Annotated in this window: 12 protein-coding genes and 1 tRNA gene; 8 read left to right on the top strand and 5 right to left on the bottom strand. The window is 67.4% G+C overall.

The genetic code is table 11. The annotated features are described in order from the left end of the window. Positions 1-3: 3 nt before the first annotated feature. The 3 genes from ACQB60_RS01365 to ACQB60_RS01375 are packed head-to-tail and all read left to right on the top strand — an operon-like array spanning position 4 to position 3,421. Complete coding sequence (locus tag ACQB60_RS01365; protein ID WP_496923930.1) at positions 4-1,797, top strand: branched-chain amino acid ABC transporter permease; 1,794 nt, start codon at positions 4-6, stop codon at positions 1,795-1,797. After that, positions 1,794-2,708 carry an ABC transporter ATP-binding protein gene (locus ACQB60_RS01370; protein ID WP_496923931.1) on the top strand — a complete coding sequence of 305 codons (915 nt, stop codon included), beginning with the start codon at positions 1,794-1,796 and terminating at the stop codon, positions 2,706-2,708. The genes ACQB60_RS01365 and ACQB60_RS01370 overlap by 4 nt, the downstream gene beginning before the upstream one ends. After that, positions 2,705-3,421, top strand: coding sequence for an ABC transporter ATP-binding protein (locus ACQB60_RS01375; protein ID WP_496923932.1), 717 nt, complete (start codon positions 2,705-2,707; stop codon positions 3,419-3,421). Before ACQB60_RS01370 ends, ACQB60_RS01375 begins: the two co-directional genes overlap by 4 nt. 93 nt (positions 3,422-3,514) lie before the next feature. On the opposite strand, the gene ACQB60_RS01380 is transcribed toward ACQB60_RS01375, so the two are convergent. Further along, positions 3,515-4,171, bottom strand: coding sequence for an ANTAR domain-containing response regulator (locus tag ACQB60_RS01380; protein WP_496923933.1), 657 nt, complete (start codon positions 4,169-4,171; stop codon positions 3,515-3,517). Positions 4,172-4,271: 100 nt separating this feature from the next. On the opposite strand from ACQB60_RS01380, the gene ACQB60_RS01385 reads away from it, so the two are divergent. The 3 genes from ACQB60_RS01385 (at position 4,272) to ACQB60_RS01395 (ending at position 7,265) form a co-directional block, all read left to right on the top strand. After that, positions 4,272-4,346 (top strand) — tRNA-Leu (locus ACQB60_RS01385). Positions 4,347-4,452: 106 nt separating this feature from the next. Then, positions 4,453-5,217 (top strand): transcriptional regulator, encoded by a 765-nt coding sequence (locus ACQB60_RS01390; protein WP_496923934.1) that lies wholly within the window; start codon positions 4,453-4,455, stop codon positions 5,215-5,217. Between the two features lie 116 nt (positions 5,218-5,333). Further along, positions 5,334-7,265 (top strand): alkyl/aryl-sulfatase, encoded by a 1,932-nt coding sequence (locus tag ACQB60_RS01395; RefSeq protein WP_496923935.1) that lies wholly within the window; start codon positions 5,334-5,336, stop codon positions 7,263-7,265. Between the two features lie 27 nt (positions 7,266-7,292). On the opposite strand, the gene pyk is transcribed toward ACQB60_RS01395, so the two are convergent. Then, positions 7,293-8,729 carry a pyruvate kinase gene (gene pyk, locus ACQB60_RS01400; protein ID WP_496923936.1) on the bottom strand — a complete coding sequence of 479 codons (1,437 nt, stop codon included), beginning with the start codon at positions 8,727-8,729 and terminating at the stop codon, positions 7,293-7,295. Positions 8,730-8,888: 159 nt separating this feature from the next. Next, entirely contained in the window at positions 8,889-9,599 is a 711-nt protein-coding gene (locus ACQB60_RS01405; protein WP_496923937.1) for an SIMPL domain-containing protein, read from the bottom strand. Between the two features lie 122 nt (positions 9,600-9,721). On the opposite strand from ACQB60_RS01405, the gene ACQB60_RS01410 reads away from it, so the two are divergent. Both ACQB60_RS01410 and ACQB60_RS01415 read left to right on the top strand, forming a co-directional pair. After that, positions 9,722-11,527: a bifunctional metallophosphatase/5'-nucleotidase gene (locus tag ACQB60_RS01410; protein ID WP_496924746.1), complete on the top strand. Its 1,806-nt coding sequence runs from the start codon at positions 9,722-9,724 to the stop codon at positions 11,525-11,527. Between the two features lie 77 nt (positions 11,528-11,604). After that, positions 11,605-11,988: a hypothetical protein gene (locus ACQB60_RS01415; protein ID WP_496923938.1), complete on the top strand. Its 384-nt coding sequence runs from the start codon at positions 11,605-11,607 to the stop codon at positions 11,986-11,988. On the opposite strand, the gene ACQB60_RS01420 is transcribed toward ACQB60_RS01415, so the two are convergent. Beyond that, positions 11,978-13,396 (bottom strand): lysine N(6)-hydroxylase/L-ornithine N(5)-oxygenase family protein, encoded by a 1,419-nt coding sequence (locus ACQB60_RS01420; protein ID WP_496923939.1) that lies wholly within the window; start codon positions 13,394-13,396, stop codon positions 11,978-11,980. The two genes, ACQB60_RS01415 and ACQB60_RS01420, sit on opposite strands and share 11 nt — an antisense overlap. Beyond that, positions 13,393-14,796 carry a pyridoxal phosphate-dependent decarboxylase family protein gene (locus tag ACQB60_RS01425; protein ID WP_496923940.1) on the bottom strand — a complete coding sequence of 468 codons (1,404 nt, stop codon included), beginning with the start codon at positions 14,794-14,796 and terminating at the stop codon, positions 13,393-13,395. Before ACQB60_RS01425 ends, ACQB60_RS01420 begins: the two co-directional genes overlap by 4 nt. Between the last annotated feature and the right edge of the window lie 32 nt (positions 14,797-14,828).

The raw sequence follows: 14,828 nt of genomic DNA on the forward strand, positions 1-14,828 counted from the left end.
CCCATGACCACACAGCACACCAAAACCCCCGCGGCCACGCCCACCTCGGCACTCCCCCTGCCCGAAGGCCCCGCCCGCATCGCCGTCCTCGCAGGCTCCGCGATCGCCCTCATCGGCACCTTCCTCGCCTGGACCTGGACCGACGCCTTCCCCGGCGACCTCACCATCAGCGGCTACCCCGGCGGCCTCCAAGTCGTCACCCTCACCGGCGCCGCCCTCACCCTGCTCTTCACCCTCTCCGGCTACGGCATCCGCGGCCTGAACTGGCTCACCCCCGGCGGCAAGAACAGCCCCGTCGTCCTCCTCACCCTCGGCGTCCTCGGCACCACCGGCTACACCATGGGCGCCATCTCCGAACACCTCGGCGGCGTCGTCAACCTCGAACCCGGCGCCTGGATCTCCGGCATCGGAGCCCTCATCGCCTTCATCGGCGCCCTCGGACTCCCCTCCGACCTGCCCGCCGACGAAGACACCAACACCCCCTGGCAGCGCTTCCGCCACAGCCTCAAGGCACCCGGCCCGGGGCGCGCCAAGGAACTCCCCGCCTGGCTCGAAATCCTCGTCATCGCCGTCGCGTTCGGCATCGGCCTCTACGTCTTCGCCTACGGCATCGAGGCATACTCCGAACTCTTCATCGGCTTCCTCATCACCACCGCCTTCGGCGCCACCGCACTCGCCCGCGCCGGACTCCTCCCCCGCCTCAACACACTCACCACCAAACACCGCAACGTCACCCTCACCGCCGCCATCGTCGCCGCGGCCATGTTCCCCTTCACCCAGAGCGACTCCTCCTACGCCCTCATCGGCGTCAACATCCTGATCTTCGCCACCGTCGCCCTCGGCCTCAACGTCGTCGTCGGCCTCGCCGGACTCCTCGACCTCGGATACGTCGCCTTCCTCGGCGTCGGCGCCTACACCGCCGCCCTCGTCTCCGGCTCACCCGACTCCACCATCGGCGTCCAATTCCCCTTCTGGGCCGCCGTACTGACCGGCGCCGCCGCCTCCCTCACCTTCGGCGTCATCATCGGCGCCCCCACCCTGCGGCTGCGCGGCGACTACCTCGCCATCGTCACCCTCGGCTTCGGTGAGATCTTCCGCATCACCATGAACAACCTCAGCGGAAGCTCCGGCCCCAACGTCACCAACGGCGCCCGCGGCATCCCCAACATCCCCGACCTCGAAATCTTCGGATACAACCTCGGCCTCGAACACGACGTCCTCGGCTTCACCCTCAGCAGGCCCGCCAACTACTACCTGCTGATGCTCCTCTTCACCGCCGTCGTCGTCCTCGTCTTCCGCCGCTCCGGAGAATCCCGCATCGGCCGCGCCTGGGTCGCCATCCGCGAAGACGAAACAGCCGCCACCGCCATGGGCATCAACGGCTTCCGCGTCAAACTCATCGCCTTCGCACTCGGCGCCACCCTCGCCGGATTCGCCGGCAGCGTCCAGGCCCACGTCTCCTACAGCATCACCCCCGAGCAGTACCTCTTCGCCAACACCGTGCCCCCCAACTCCGCGTTCCTCCTCGCCGCCGTCATCCTCGGCGGCATGGGCACCGTCAGCGGCCCCCTCATCGGCGCCGCACTGCTCTACCTCATCCCCGCCAAACTGGAATTCCTGGAGGACTACCAGCTCCTCCTCTTCGGCCTCGCCCTCATCCTGCTCATGCGCTTTAGGCCCGAAGGACTCGTCGCCAACAAGCGCGCCCAGCTCGAATACCACGAGACCGACCAACTCGACGTACCAGAACAGCGGTTGCCGCAAGACACCGTCGGCGCCACCAAGGCGGGGGCGTGACCACCATGACGACTACAGCCACGGCCACCACCGTCCTCGACGCCAGCGGCGTCACCATGCGCTTCGGCGGCCTCACCGCCGTACGCAACGTCGACCTCACCGTCAACAGCGGCGAAATCGTCGGCCTCATCGGGCCGAACGGAGCGGGAAAGACCACCTTCTTCAACTGCCTCACCGGGCTGTACGTCCCGACCGAAGGCAAGGTCTCCTACAAAGGAACCGTCCTCCCGCCCAAACCCCACCTCGTCACCAACGCAGGCATCGCCCGCACCTTCCAGAACATCCGGCTCTTCGCCAACATGACCGTCCTGGAAAACGTGCTCGTCGGCCGCCACACGAGGACCAAAGAGGGATTGTGGTCCGCGCTGCTGCGCGGCCCCGGCTTCAAGAAAGCAGAAGCGGCGTCGCATGCGCGCGCCATGGAGCTCCTGGAGTTCATCGGTCTCGCCCACAAGGCCGACCATCTCAGCCGGAACCTGCCGTACGGCGAGCAGCGGAAGCTTGAGATCGCACGGGCACTGGCGAGCGAGCCGGGGCTGCTTCTCCTTGACGAGCCCACCGCGGGAATGAACCCCCAAGAGACGCGCGCCACCGAGGAACTGGTCTTCTCCATACGAGACCAAGGCATCGCCGTCCTCGTCATCGAGCACGACATGCGCTTCATCTTCAACCTCTGCGACCGCGTCGCCGTCCTCGTCCAAGGCGAAAAACTCGTCGAAGGCACCTCCGAAGTCGTCCAGGCCGACGAACGCGTCGTCGCCGCCTACCTCGGCACCCCCTTCGAGGGCGCGCCGGGAGACGCCGAGGTCGCCGAAGTCGAAGCAGCGGAGGCGGATGCCGAAGCGGCGGACGCCGCGAACTCCGCCAACTCCGCGGAGAGCAACACCGGTTCGGAAGGAAAGACCCTGTGACCGCACTCCTGGAAGTCGAGGACCTCAGGGTCGCCTACGGCAAGATCGAAGCCGTCAAAGGCATCTCCTTCAGCGTCGAAGCAGGCCAAATCGTCACCCTCATCGGCACGAACGGCGCGGGCAAGACGACGACGCTACGGACATTGTCCGGGCTGCTGAAGCCCTCGTCAGGGAAGATCACCTTCGAGGGACAGCCCCTCACAGGGATACCCGCCCACAAGATCGTCGCCCTCGGACTCGCCCACTCCCCCGAAGGCCGACACATCTTCCCCCGCCTCACCATCACCGAAAACCTCCAACTCGGCGCCTACCTGCGCGACGACAAGGCGGGCATCGAGAAGGACATCCAGCGGGCGTACGACCTGTTCCCGATCCTGGGCGAACGGAGGAAGCAGGCCGCCGGGACCCTATCGGGTGGCGAGCAGCAAATGCTCGCCATGGGACGGGCGTTGATGTCCCAGCCCAAACTGCTCATGCTCGACGAACCCTCCATGGGCCTCTCCCCGATCATGATGCAGAAGATCATGCAGACGATCAGCGAGCTCAAGTCCCAGGGCACGACGATCCTCCTCGTCGAACAGAACGCCCAGGCCGCGCTCTCGCTCGCCGACCACGGCCACGTCATGGAAGTCGGCAGCATCGCCCTCTCCGGAACGGGACAGGACCTGCTCCACGACGAGTCCGTGCGGAAGGCGTACCTCGGCGAGGACTGAGGGTTCGCCTGCGGCGCGCATACGAGGAGGGCGGCACCCCCGTGGTGGGGTGCCGCCCTCCTCGTATGTCTGTTGTGTCTCTTGGCGGAGGTCCTAGCCCTTCGACGCCTTCTTCTCCTCGGAGTCCTCGATGACCGCCTCCGCGACCTGCTGCATCGACAGACGACGGTCCATCGACGTCTTCTGGATCCACCGGAACGCGGCGGGCTCCGTCAGCCCGTACTCAGTCTGAAGGATCGACTTGGCCCGATCGACGAGCTTCCGCGTCTCCAGGCGCTGCGTGAGGTCCGCGACCTCCTTCTCCAGCGTCTTCAGCTCCGTGAAACGGGACACCGCCATCTCGATGGCCGGGACCACGTCGCTCTTACTGAAGGGCTTCACCAGGTACGCCATCGCGCCCGCGTCACGGGCCCGCTCGACGAGATCGCGCTGCGAGAAGGCGGTCAGCATCAGGACGGGCGCGATCGACTCCTCGGCGATCTTCTCCGCCGCCGAGATCCCGTCGAGGACGGGCATCTTCACGTCCAGGATCACGAGGTCCGGCTGGTGCTCGCGGGCCAGCTCGACGGCCTTCTCGCCGTCGCCGGCCTCACCCACGACCGTGTAGCCCTCTTCCTCCAGCATCTCTTTGAGGTCGAGCCGGATGAGGGCCTCGTCCTCGGCGATGACGACGCGGGTCGTCAGCGGGGGCACGTGCGACTTGTCGTCGTCGGGCACGGCTTCGGGCTGGGGCGACTCGGGGGCGGTCACGGGTGGCTCCTTGATCAGGGCAGGGGTACAGCTCCCAAGAGCGTACCTAGCTGCGGTAAGGTGGTGCGCCAAGGGGTCAAGCAACCCCTTCCTTTCTAAGGCCCCAGTACTCCAACTGGTTAGAGAGGCCGCTCTCAAACAGCGGACAGTGTGGGTTCGAATCCCACCTGGGGCACTTTTCCTTCGATTCGAAGGTATCGATGCGGAGGTAGACATTCACCTTCGCGTGAATATTCGCCCTTTGCTACGCATGGCCACGATCAGTCGCTCAGAGTTGCCATATGTACGACATGGGCACACGCGAGCGCGCACTGGCGCTGGTCACCCAAGGCCGCAGCCTGAACTCCGTCAGCAAAGAGACCGGCATATCCAGAGCAGCCATCCGCGCCTGGCAGGCCCGCATCGAACCACTCGACTTGAACCGCGCCGTACCCTGCCCAAGGTGCTGCGACGTTCCGGAGAAGCCCGAAGACCAGGTCGCCTACGCGTACTTGCTGGGCCTCTACCTCGGCGACGGCTGCATCAGCTCCGCTCGCCGAGGCGTCTACTTCCTCCGGATCGCGTGCGCCGACGCCTGGCCCGGCCTCATCGACGCCTGCGTCGAAGCCGTGCAAGCGGTGCGCCCCGCCAACAAGGTGTTCCGAGTCCAGCGGCAGGGCTGCCAGAACGTCACCTGCTTCAGCAAGCACTGGCCCTGCCTCTTCCCCCAGCACGGCCCCGGCAAAAAGCACGAGCGCGCCATCGCTCTCGAACCCTGGCAGCAGGAAATCGTCGACGCCCACCCGTGGGAGTTCATTCGCGGGCTCATCCATTCCGATGGGTGCCGCGTCACCAACTGGACGACTCGCCTCGTCCGGGGTGAGCACAAGCGCTACGAGTATCCCCGGTACTTCTTCACCAACCTGTCGCGCGACATCATCCAGCTCTTCACCGACACCCTCGACAAGGTCGGCGTCGCCTGGAAACAGGCGAACTCTCGCAACATCTCCATCGCCCGCAAAGCCTCCGTCGCCCTCATGGACCTCCACGTAGGCCCCAAACACTGACCCCCACCCCCACGCAATAGGACACGTCACCGTCCCCCGCCCACCCCCTTGGGACTCTCCCCAAATTCGCGTCGCGCCCTTGCCCCGCCCCGGCGCCCCTGCGAAACATCGGCCCCATGACCCCCATGAACCGACGCAGCTTCGTCGCTGCCGCCACGGGTGCGGCGGCAGCGGCCATCACCCTCACCCCCGAGACCGCCTCCGCGCTCGCCCAAGGCAGCCCTGGAAAGGACGACGGCACCGACTTCACCAACGCCGACAAGGGCTTCATCGCCGCCCTCACCCCCGGTGTGGTGAAGGGCGCCAAGGGAAACGTCGTCTGGGACGCCGACGCGTACGGGTTCCTGAAGGGCCCCTCACCCGACACCGTCAACGCCAGCCTGTGGCGGCAGAGCAAGCTCGTTGCCAAGCAGGGGCTCTACAAGGTCGCCGACCGGGTGTATCAGGTACGTGGACTTGATCTGTCGAACATGACCATCGTTGAAGGGGACACCGGGATCATCGTCATCGATCCGCTGATCTCCGCCGAGACGGCCGCCGCCGCGCTCAAGCTCTACCGCGACCACGTAGGGAACAAGCACCGTCGCACCAAGGTCACCGGGCTCATCTACACCCACCCGCACGTCGATCACTTCGGCGGGTGTCGTGGAGTCCTCCCGGACGGGCCGGGAGACGGCGCGGACGCCGTTCCCGTGCTCGCTCCCGAAGGGTTCATGGAGCACGCCGTGTCCGAGAACGTGTACGCGGGGACGGCGATGCAGCGGCGGTCCGGGTACATGTACGGGGCGCAGATCCCCAAGTCGGCTGCGGGGCAGGTGGGTTGTGGGCTCGGGCAGACCGTTTCGCTCGGGACCATCGGGTTGATTCCGCCCACCCTGAGCGTCAGCAAGACCGGGCAGCGGGAGACCATTGACGGTGTCGCGATGGAGTTTCAGCTGACGCCGGGGACCGAGGCTCCTGCCGAGATGAACTTTCTCTTCCCGGATCTACGTGCCTTGTGTCTGGCCGAGAACGCCACGCACACCATGCACAACCTCATCACCTTGCGTGGTGCGCAGGTGCGTGATGCCCGGCAGTGGTCGCATTACCTCAATGAGGCGGTGACACTCTTCGAGGGGCGGATGGATGTGGCGTTCGCCGGGCATCACTGGCCAACCTGGGGCAGCGATCAAATCGTTGAACTGCTGGAGTCCCAGCGGGACTTGTACGCCTACCTTCACGATCAGACGCTGCGGCTCATCAACGTCGGGAGGACGTCACGCGAGATCGCCGAAGAGCTGAAGTTGCCGCCTGCCCTCGACAAGGCGTGGGCCAATCGCGGGTACTACGGGTCCCTCAGCCATAACGTGAAGGGGATCTATCAGCGGTACATGGGGTGGTTCGACGCCAATCCCGCGCATCTCTGGGAGCATCCGCCTGTCGCCGAGGCCAAGCGGTATGTGAAGGCGTTGGGTGGGCGTTCGGCGACCGTCGCGAAGGCGCGGCAGTTTGTGCGGGAAGGGGATCTGCGGTTCGCGGCGACCTTGCTGAATCATGTGGTGTTTGCCCATCCCGAATACCGGCGAGCCAAGGGTGAGTTGGCCAAGGTGTATACGCGGCTCGGGCAGGGTGCGGAGAACGCTGTGTGGCGGAACTTCTATCTGACGGGTGCGCAGGAGCTGGTGCATGGGGTGGAGGGGGCCGCGACCTCTGTCACCGGTGCGGACATGATGTTGGCGCTGTCCGTGGATCAGCTCATTGATTCCGTGGCCATTCGGATCGATGGGCCGAAGGCGTGGGATGTGGACGTGCGGATGGATTGGAGTCTTCCTGAGCTGGGGAAGGTCTGGCATCTCACGTTGCGCAATGGGGTGTTGACCTATCGCAGTGATGCGAAGGCCGATCCGGGCGCCGGGGTGACGCTCACCATGACCAAGCCGCAGTTGCTGTCGATGCTGGCCGGCAAGGGGCTTGGTGACATCGAGGTCGAGGGTGATGTGTCGCTGCTCGGGAAGCTTCTCGCCGTCGTCGACAAGCCTGATCCGGACTTTGCGATCGTCACCCCGTAACGCCCGTATTTCTTCGGCGAATTGGGGCTACTTGGGGCTGTCGTCCTCGCCGATGTGGTGTACCCGTACCAGGTTCGTCGAGCCGGGTACTCCGGGCGGTGAGCCTGCCGTGATGACGACTACGTCGCCTTTCTGGCAGCGGCCGATCTTCAGGAGTTGCTCGTCGACCTGGTCGACCATGGCGTCGGTGGATTCGACGTGGGGGCCGAGGAACGTTTCGACGCCCCAGGTGAGGTTGAGTTGGGAGCGGGTGGCCGCGTCGGGGGTGAAGGCGAGGAGCGGGATGGGTGAGCGGTAGCGGGAGAGGCGGCGGACCGTGTCTCCGGACTGGGTGAAGGCGACGAGGAATTTCGCGCCGAGGAAGTCGCCCATTTCCGCTGCCGCTCGGGCGACCGCGCCGCCTTGGGTGCGGGGCTTGTTGCGTTCGGTCAGGGGTGGCAGGCCCTTGGCGAGGATGTCTTCTTCCGCCGCTTCGACGATGCGGCTCATCGTGCGGACCGTTTCTACGGGGTACTTTCCGACGCTCGTCTCGCCGGAGAGCATGACCGCGTCGGTGCCGTCGATGACCGCGTTGGCGACGTCGCTTGCCTCGGCCCTGGTGGGGCGGGAGTTGTCGATCATCGAGTCGAGCATTTGCGTGGCGACGATGACGGGCTTGGCGTTGCGCTTGGCGAGTTTGATGGCTCGCTTCTGGACGATGGGGACTTGTTCCAGGGGCATTTCGACGCCGAGGTCGCCGCGGGCCACCATGATGCCGTCGAATGCCGCGACGATGTCGTCGATGTTGTCGACGGCCTGGGGCTTTTCGACCTTGGCGATGACGGGGAGGGTGCGGTTCTCTTCGCCCATGATGCGGTGGACGTCTTCGATGTCGCGGCCGCTGCGGACGAAGGAGAGGGCGATGACGTCGAAGCCTGTGCGCAGGGCCCAGCGGAGGTCTGCTTCGTCCTTGTCGGAGAGTGCGGGGACGGAGACGGCGACGCCGGGGAGGTTGAGGCCCTTGTGGTCGGAGACCATGCCGCCTTCGACGACTTTGGTGGTGACGCGGGGGCCGTCGACGGCGGTGACTTCAAGGGTGACTTTGCCGTCGTCGACGAGGATGCGTTCGCCGGTGGTGACGTCTTCGGCGAGGCCGGAGTAGGTGGTGCCGCAGCGTTGGCGGTCGCCTTCGATGCCTTCTTCGACGGTGATGGTGAACTCGTCGCCCCGTTCGAGAAGTACGGGGCCTTCGCTGAAGCGGCCGAGGCGGATCTTCGGGCCTTGAAGGTCGGCGAGGATGCCGACGCTGCGGCCGGTCTCCTCGGCGGCCTTTCGTACGCGCTGGTAGCGCTCCTCGTGGTCGGCGTAGGTGCCGTGGCTGAGGTTGAAGCGGGCCACGTCCATTCCGGCTTCGACGAGTGCCTTGATCTGGTCGTACGAGTCGGTGGCGGGGCCCAGGGTGCAGACGATTTTCGCTCGGCGCATACGTCGACCCTAGGCCCTACCAGTGGGTAGAGAATTGGTCGCGCATGACTACTCAACAACCTTTGCGTGAAGGGGTATTGACAAGTGTTGAATGTGTGCGGGGCCCTGCGCAGATGAGCGAGTTCGGCGGATTCGCGGGTCCGGTTCACCGGGTCCGGTTCACAGGGTCGGGGGTGTCATCGTGAAGCGGGCGTTCACGTTGGCGTAGACGTGCTGGCGTTCGGGTTCGAGGTCGAGGGGGGCGGCTTCGGTGTCGGCGGCTCCGGCGTAGGCGGCGCGGCTCATGGCGCGGGGTGCGCCGCCGTAGCCGTTGAAGGGGGCGGGGCCTTCGGCTCCGATGTCGGCGAGTTCGAGGAGGGCGGCGAGGTCGGCGCCGATGGCCTGGGCGTATTCGCGGGCGCGTTGGACGGCTTCCTGTACGGCCTGGCGGCGGGCGGCGGCGTAGGCGGGTGAGGTGGGGCGCAGGGACCACCAGGGGCCGTCGACGCGGGTGAGGTCCAAGTCGGCGAGGCGGGTGGTGAGTTCGCCGAGTGCGGTGAAGTCGGTGAGTTCGGCGGTGATGTGGACGCGGCCGTGGTAGGTGCGGATGCGTTCGCCCTTGCCGCGTTTGGTGAGTTCGGGGGTGATGGAGAAGGCGCCGGTCTCGAGTTTCTCGACGGCGTCGCCGTAGGTCTTGATGAGGTCGAGGGCGGTGGTGTTGCGGCGGGAGAGGTCGCTGAGGGCTTCGCGGCGGTCGCTGCCGCGGGCGCTGACGGTGACGCCGATGCGGGCGAGTTCGGGGTCGACTTCGAGGTGGGCTTCGCCGCGGACCGCCAGGCGCGGGGCCTGAGGGGTGCCGTAGGGGGCGTTGGGGGTGGGGGTCTCGTCCATGCGGCCACTCTGGCATGGGGGCACCGGACCGTCATCGGTTCGAAACCTGCCGGGTCTGTTGCGGCGTGACGCGAGGGGACAGAATCTACGCGCGTTACATCGGTCGACCGAGGAGTACTGAGATGCCGTTGAACCGCCGGACCTTTCTGGGTACCACTGCCGCCACGGGGGCGGGTGCGGCCCTCACGGGCGTGGCCGCCGCGCCGGCCGCCGAGGCGAGGGAGGACCGGAAGCCCGCCCGGAAGCGGCGGACTTACTCGTTCACCGTCATGGGCACCACCGACCTCCACGGCAACGTCTTCAACTGGGACTACTTCACGGACAAGGAGTTCGACGACAAGGACCACAACGATGTGGGGCTTGCGAAGATCTCGACGCTCGTGAAGGAGGTCCGTGAGGAGAAGGGGCGGCGGAACACTCTTCTCATCGACGCGGGTGACACGATCCAGGGCACTCAGCTGTCGTACTACTACGCGAAGGTCGACCCGATCACGGCGGAGCACGGTCCGGTGCATCCCATGGCGCAGGCCATGAACCGGATCGGCTATGACGCGGCGGCGCTCGGGAACCATGAGTTCAACTATGGGATTCCGGTGCTGCGGAAGTTCGAGGAGCAGTGCGACTTTCCGCTGCTCGGGGCGAACGCGCTGGATGCGAAGACGCAGAAGCCCGCTTTCCCGCCGTATGTGATGAAGCGGGTGCGGACGCCGCACGGGCGTGATGTGCGGGTGGCGGTTCTGGGGCTGACGAATCCGGGGATCGCGATCTGGGACAAGGTGAACGTGCAGGGGAAGATGACGTTCCCGGGTCTTGAGGAGCAGGCGGCGAAGTGGGTGCCGAAGCTGCGGTCGATGGGTGCGGATGTCGTCATCGTGTCGGCGCATTCGGGGTCGAGCGGCACGTCGTCGTACGGGGATCAGCTGCCGTACATCGAGAATGCGGCGGGGCTGGTTGCCGAGCAGGTGCCGGGGATCGACGCGATTCTGGTGGGGCATGCGCACACGGAGATTCCCGAGTACTTCGTCACCAACAAGGAGACGGGGAAGAAGGTCGTGCTCTCGGAGCCGTTGAAGTGGGGGCAGCGACTGACGCTGTTCGACTTCGATCTGGTGTGGGAGAAGGGCCGTTGGGTCGTGGAGAGGGTGGGGGCGAAGGTCCTCAACTCCAATACGGCGGTGGAGGATCGGGCGATCGCGCGGCTGCTCGGTGATGAGCACAAGAAGGTCGTCGCGTATGTCAACCAGGTCATCGGGTCGTCGAAGGCGGCGATGAGTACGGCCGAGGGCCCGTACAAGGATGTCGCGATCATCGATCTGATCAATCTGGTGCAGAAGGAGACGGTGCAGGCGGCGCTGAAGGACGGGGAGTACGGGAAGCTGCCGGTGCTGTCGCAGGCTTCGTGTTTCTCGCGGACGGCGCAGATTCCGGCGGGGGACGTGACGATCCGGGATGCGGCGGGTCTGTATCCGTTCGAGAACACGCTGGAGGCGCGGCTCATCACGGGTGCGCAGTTGAAGGACTACTTGGAGTATTCGGCGCGGTATTACGTGCAGACGGCGGCGGGTGGTCCGGTGGATCCGGCGAAGCTGACGAACGCGGAGAACATTCCGGACTACAACTACGACGCGGTGTTCGGTGTGACGTATGAGATCGACATCGCGAAGCCGGTGGGGTCGCGGATCGCGAAGCTTCAGTTCGGGGGGAAGGACCTGGATCCGAAGGCGCAGTTCGTGTTCGCGGTGAACAACTACCGGGCGAGTGGCGGCGGGAACTTCCCGCATGTGCCGGGGGCGAAGCAGTTGTGGGCGAACTCGGATGAGATCCGGAACACCATCATCGGCTGGGTGAAGGCGAAGAAGACGGTGGATCCGGGTCAGTTCGCCTCGGTGGACTGGAAGTTGACGCGGGACGGTACGCCGGTGTTCTAGCGCCGGTGCGTCGGTGTGCCGGTGTTTTGACGCCGGGGGGTCTGCCGGGGGCCGCGGCATTGTTCTAGCGTTTCCGTATGAACCGTGATCTTGCCGTGGCCCTTGAGGTGGTCTCCCGTGATCTGCGGGCGACGTGTGCCGTGCAGCCGATCGTCCATGAGGAGCGTCTGAACGGCGAGGACTGGGTGGTGCTGTACGAGGCGGACGGCAGTGGGACGGGGGTCTCGGTGCCGGAGTTCGCGAGTACGGTCGAGCAGGTCGTGGTGCTCGCGGAGCAGGTGAAGGACTGGGCCGTGGAGGCGCTCGCGGCGCAGTTGAAGCCGGCGGTGTGGCCGGAGTGCCCCGACCATCCGGATTCGCATCCGTTGGATGCGGGGGTGGTGCGGGGCGTGGCCGTGTGGTCGTGTCCGCGGTCGCGGCGGGCCGTGGCGCCGGTCGGTGCGCTGGGGTTCAGCTCTTGAGGGGGACGAGGGTGCCGCGCTGTGCGCCGATGGTGGCAGCGGGGCGTCCTTCGGGGCGCTGGAGGCCGAAGCTGGTGAAGGCGGTGCGCTGCGGCAGCCGGTAGGTCTCTTTGCCGGTGAGGGAGTTGAGGATGGTGGCGCTGCGCCAGGCGGCGAGGCCGAGGTCGGGGGCGCCGACTCCGTGGGTGTGGCGTTCGGCGTTCTGTACGTAGACGTTGCCGGTCACGGAGGGGTCGAGGACGAGGCGGAACTGTTCGTCGATGCGGGGGCGGCCCGCGGAGTCCTTGCGGATGTAGGGGTCGAGTCCGGCGAGCATCTGGTCGAGGGGGCGTTCGCGGTAGCCGGTGGCGAGGATGACGGCGTCGGTGGTGAGGCGGGAGCGGGTGCCCTGCTGGAGGTGTTCGAGGTGGAGTTCGACGCGGGTGGTGGCGACGCGGCCCGCGGTGCGGACGGAGACGCCGGGGGTGAGGGTGGCGTCGGGCCAGCCGCCGTCGAGGGTGCGGCGGTAGAGCTCGTCGTGGATGGCGGCGATGGTGTCGGCGTCGATGCCTTTGTGCAACTGCCATTGCTGGGGCACGAGTTGGTCGCGTGCCGTCTCGGGCAGGGCGTGGAAGTAGCGGGTGTAGTCGGGGGTGAAGTGTTCGAGGCCGAGCTTGGAGTACTCCATGGGGGCGAACGCTTCGGTGCGGGCGAGCCAGTGGATCTTCTCGGCGCCGGCGGGGCGGTGCTTGAGGAGGTCGAGGAAGACTTCGGCGCCGGACTGTCCTGAGCCGATGACGGTGATGTGGTCGGCGGCGAGGAGGCGGTCGCGGTGCAGGAGGTAGTCGGCCGCGTGGATGACGGGGACGGCGGGGGCTTCGGCGAGGGGCTTGAGGGGTTCGGGGATGTGGGGGGCGGTGCCGATGCCGAGGGCGACGTTCTTGGTGTAGGTGCGGCCGAGGGCTTCGGCTTCGCCGTCGGTGTCGAGTTGGGTGAAGTCGACTTCGAAGATGGAGCGTTCGGGGTTCCAGCGGACGGCGTCGACCTGGTGGCCGAAGTGGAGGCCGGGGAGGTGTTCGCTGGTCCAGCGGCAGTAGGCGTCGTACTCGGCGCGCTGGATGTGGAAGCGCTCGGCGAAGTAGAAGGGGAAGAGGCGGTCGCGGTTCTTGAGGTAGTTGAGGAAGGACCAGGGGCTCGCGGGGTCGGCGAGGGTCACGAGGTCGGCGAGGAAGGGGACTTGGAGGGTGGCGCCGTCGATGAGGAGGCCGGGGTGCCAGTGGAAGCCGGGGCGCTGTTCGTAGAAGGCGGCGTCGAGTTCTTCGACGGGCTGGGCGAGGGCGGCCAGGGAGAGGTTGAACGGGCCGATGCCGATGCCGACCAGGTCGCGGGGGTCTTCGGGGGTGGTGGGCGGCTGCTGGGGGGCGGTCATCGGACGGTGGTTCCTTCCACGAGTTTCAGCAGGTGCGCGAGGTCGGCGGGGGTGGTGTGCGGGTTGAGGAGGGTGGCCTTGAGCCAGCGGCGGCCGTCGGCCTGGGCGCGGCCGAGCACGGCGTGGCCTTCGGTGAGGAGCCGGCGGCGTACGTCGGCGATGTGCTGGTCGTCGGCGTGGGCGGGCCGGAACAGGACGGTGCTGAGGGTGGGTTGGTCGTAGAGCTCGAAGCCGGGGTGGGCGTCGAGGGCGGCGGCGAGGTGGCTCGCCTGGTCGCAGACCTGGTCGACGAGGGCGCCGAGTCCGTCGCGGCCGAGGGCCTTGAGGGTGACGGCGATCTTCAGTACGTCGGGGCGGCGGGTGGTGCGCAGGGAGCGGCCGAGGAGGTCGGGCAGTCCGGCTTCGGTGTCGTCGTCGGCGTTGAGGTAGTCGGCGCGGTGGCTGAGGGCGTCGAGGTCCGCGGGGTCGCGGACGGTGAAGAGTCCGGCGGCGGCGGGCTGCCAGCCGAGTTTGTGGAGGTCGAGGGCGACGGTGTCGGCGTGTTCGATGCCGGTGAGGAGGTGGCGGCGGCGGTCGCTGAAGAGGAGGGCGCCGCCGTATGCGGCGTCGACGTGGAGGCGGGCGCCGTGGGTGGCGCAGATCCCGGCGATGTCGTCGAGGGGGTCGATGAGTCCGGCGTCGGTGGTGCCTGCGGTGGCGGTGACGAGGACGGTGCCGGGGGCGGACGGGAGTTCGGTGAGGGCCTCGTCGAGGGCGGCGGGGTCGAGGATGCCGGCGGGGGCGGGGACGGTGACGGGTTCGGGCAGGCCGAGGAGCCAGGCGGCGCGGGTCAGGGAGTGGTGGGCGTTGGCGCCGACGAGGACGCGCAGCGGGCCGTGGTGGGGGTCGCGTTCGCGGGCGGTGAGGAGGGCGAGCTGGTTGGACTCGGTGCCGCCGGTGGTGATGAGGGCGTCGCCTTCGGGGCCTTCTGGGCCTGCGGGGTGGAGTTCGGCGGCGAGTGCGCGGGTGACGAGGGCTTCGAGGGCGGTGGCGGCGGGTGCCTGGTCCCAGGAGTCGAGGGAGGGGTTGAGGGCGCTGGCGGCGAGGTCGGCTGCGGTGGCGACGGCGAGGGGCGGGCAGTGCAGGTGGGCGGCGCACAGCGGGTCGGCGGGGTCGGCGGCGCCTGCGGCGAGGGCGGTGACGAGGGTGCGCAGGGCGGTGTCGGCGCCGGTGCCGTGGGCGGGCAGCAGGTCGCCGGTGGCCTCGCGGACGCGGGCGGCGACGGTGTCGGGTCCGCCGCTGGGGAGGGGGCCGCCGCGGTCGGCGGCTCCTTCGGTGAGGGCGTCGAGGACGGCGTCGAGCAGGGGCCGGAGGTGGTGGGGGCCTCGGGTTCCTCCGGCGAGGGGCGGAGGGGTGCTCATGGGGGTGTTCCTTTGGTGCGCGCGGTCAGGGG

The organism is Streptomyces odontotermitis, from assembly GCF_050510915.1.
Classification (GTDB): Bacteria; Actinomycetota; Actinomycetes; order Streptomycetales; family Streptomycetaceae; genus Streptomyces.

Excerpts from the sequence above, each read along its gene's own strand:
- ACQB60_RS01415 (WP_496923938.1), top strand. The coding sequence starts at position 11,605 with ATGAACCGTGATCTTGCCGTGGCCCTTGAGGTGGTCTCCCGTGATCTG.
- ACQB60_RS01410 (WP_496924746.1), top strand. The coding sequence starts at position 9,722 with ATGCCGTTGAACCGCCGGACCTTTCTGGGTACCACTGCCGCCACGGGG.
- ACQB60_RS01390 (WP_496923934.1), top strand. The coding sequence starts at position 4,453 with ATGTACGACATGGGCACACGCGAGCGCGCACTGGCGCTGGTCACCCAA.
- ACQB60_RS01395 (WP_496923935.1), top strand. The coding sequence starts at position 5,334 with ATGACCCCCATGAACCGACGCAGCTTCGTCGCTGCCGCCACGGGTGCG.
- ACQB60_RS01425 (WP_496923940.1), bottom strand. The coding sequence starts at position 14,796 with ATGAGCACCCCTCCGCCCCTCGCCGGAGGAACCCGAGGCCCCCACCAC.
- ACQB60_RS01420 (WP_496923939.1), bottom strand. The coding sequence starts at position 13,396 with ATGACCGCCCCCCAGCAGCCGCCCACCACCCCCGAAGACCCCCGCGAC.
- ACQB60_RS01365 (WP_496923930.1), top strand. The coding sequence starts at position 4 with ATGACCACACAGCACACCAAAACCCCCGCGGCCACGCCCACCTCGGCA.
- pyk (WP_496923936.1), bottom strand. The coding sequence starts at position 8,729 with ATGCGCCGAGCGAAAATCGTCTGCACCCTGGGCCCCGCCACCGACTCG.
- ACQB60_RS01405 (WP_496923937.1), bottom strand. The coding sequence starts at position 9,599 with ATGGACGAGACCCCCACCCCCAACGCCCCCTACGGCACCCCTCAGGCC.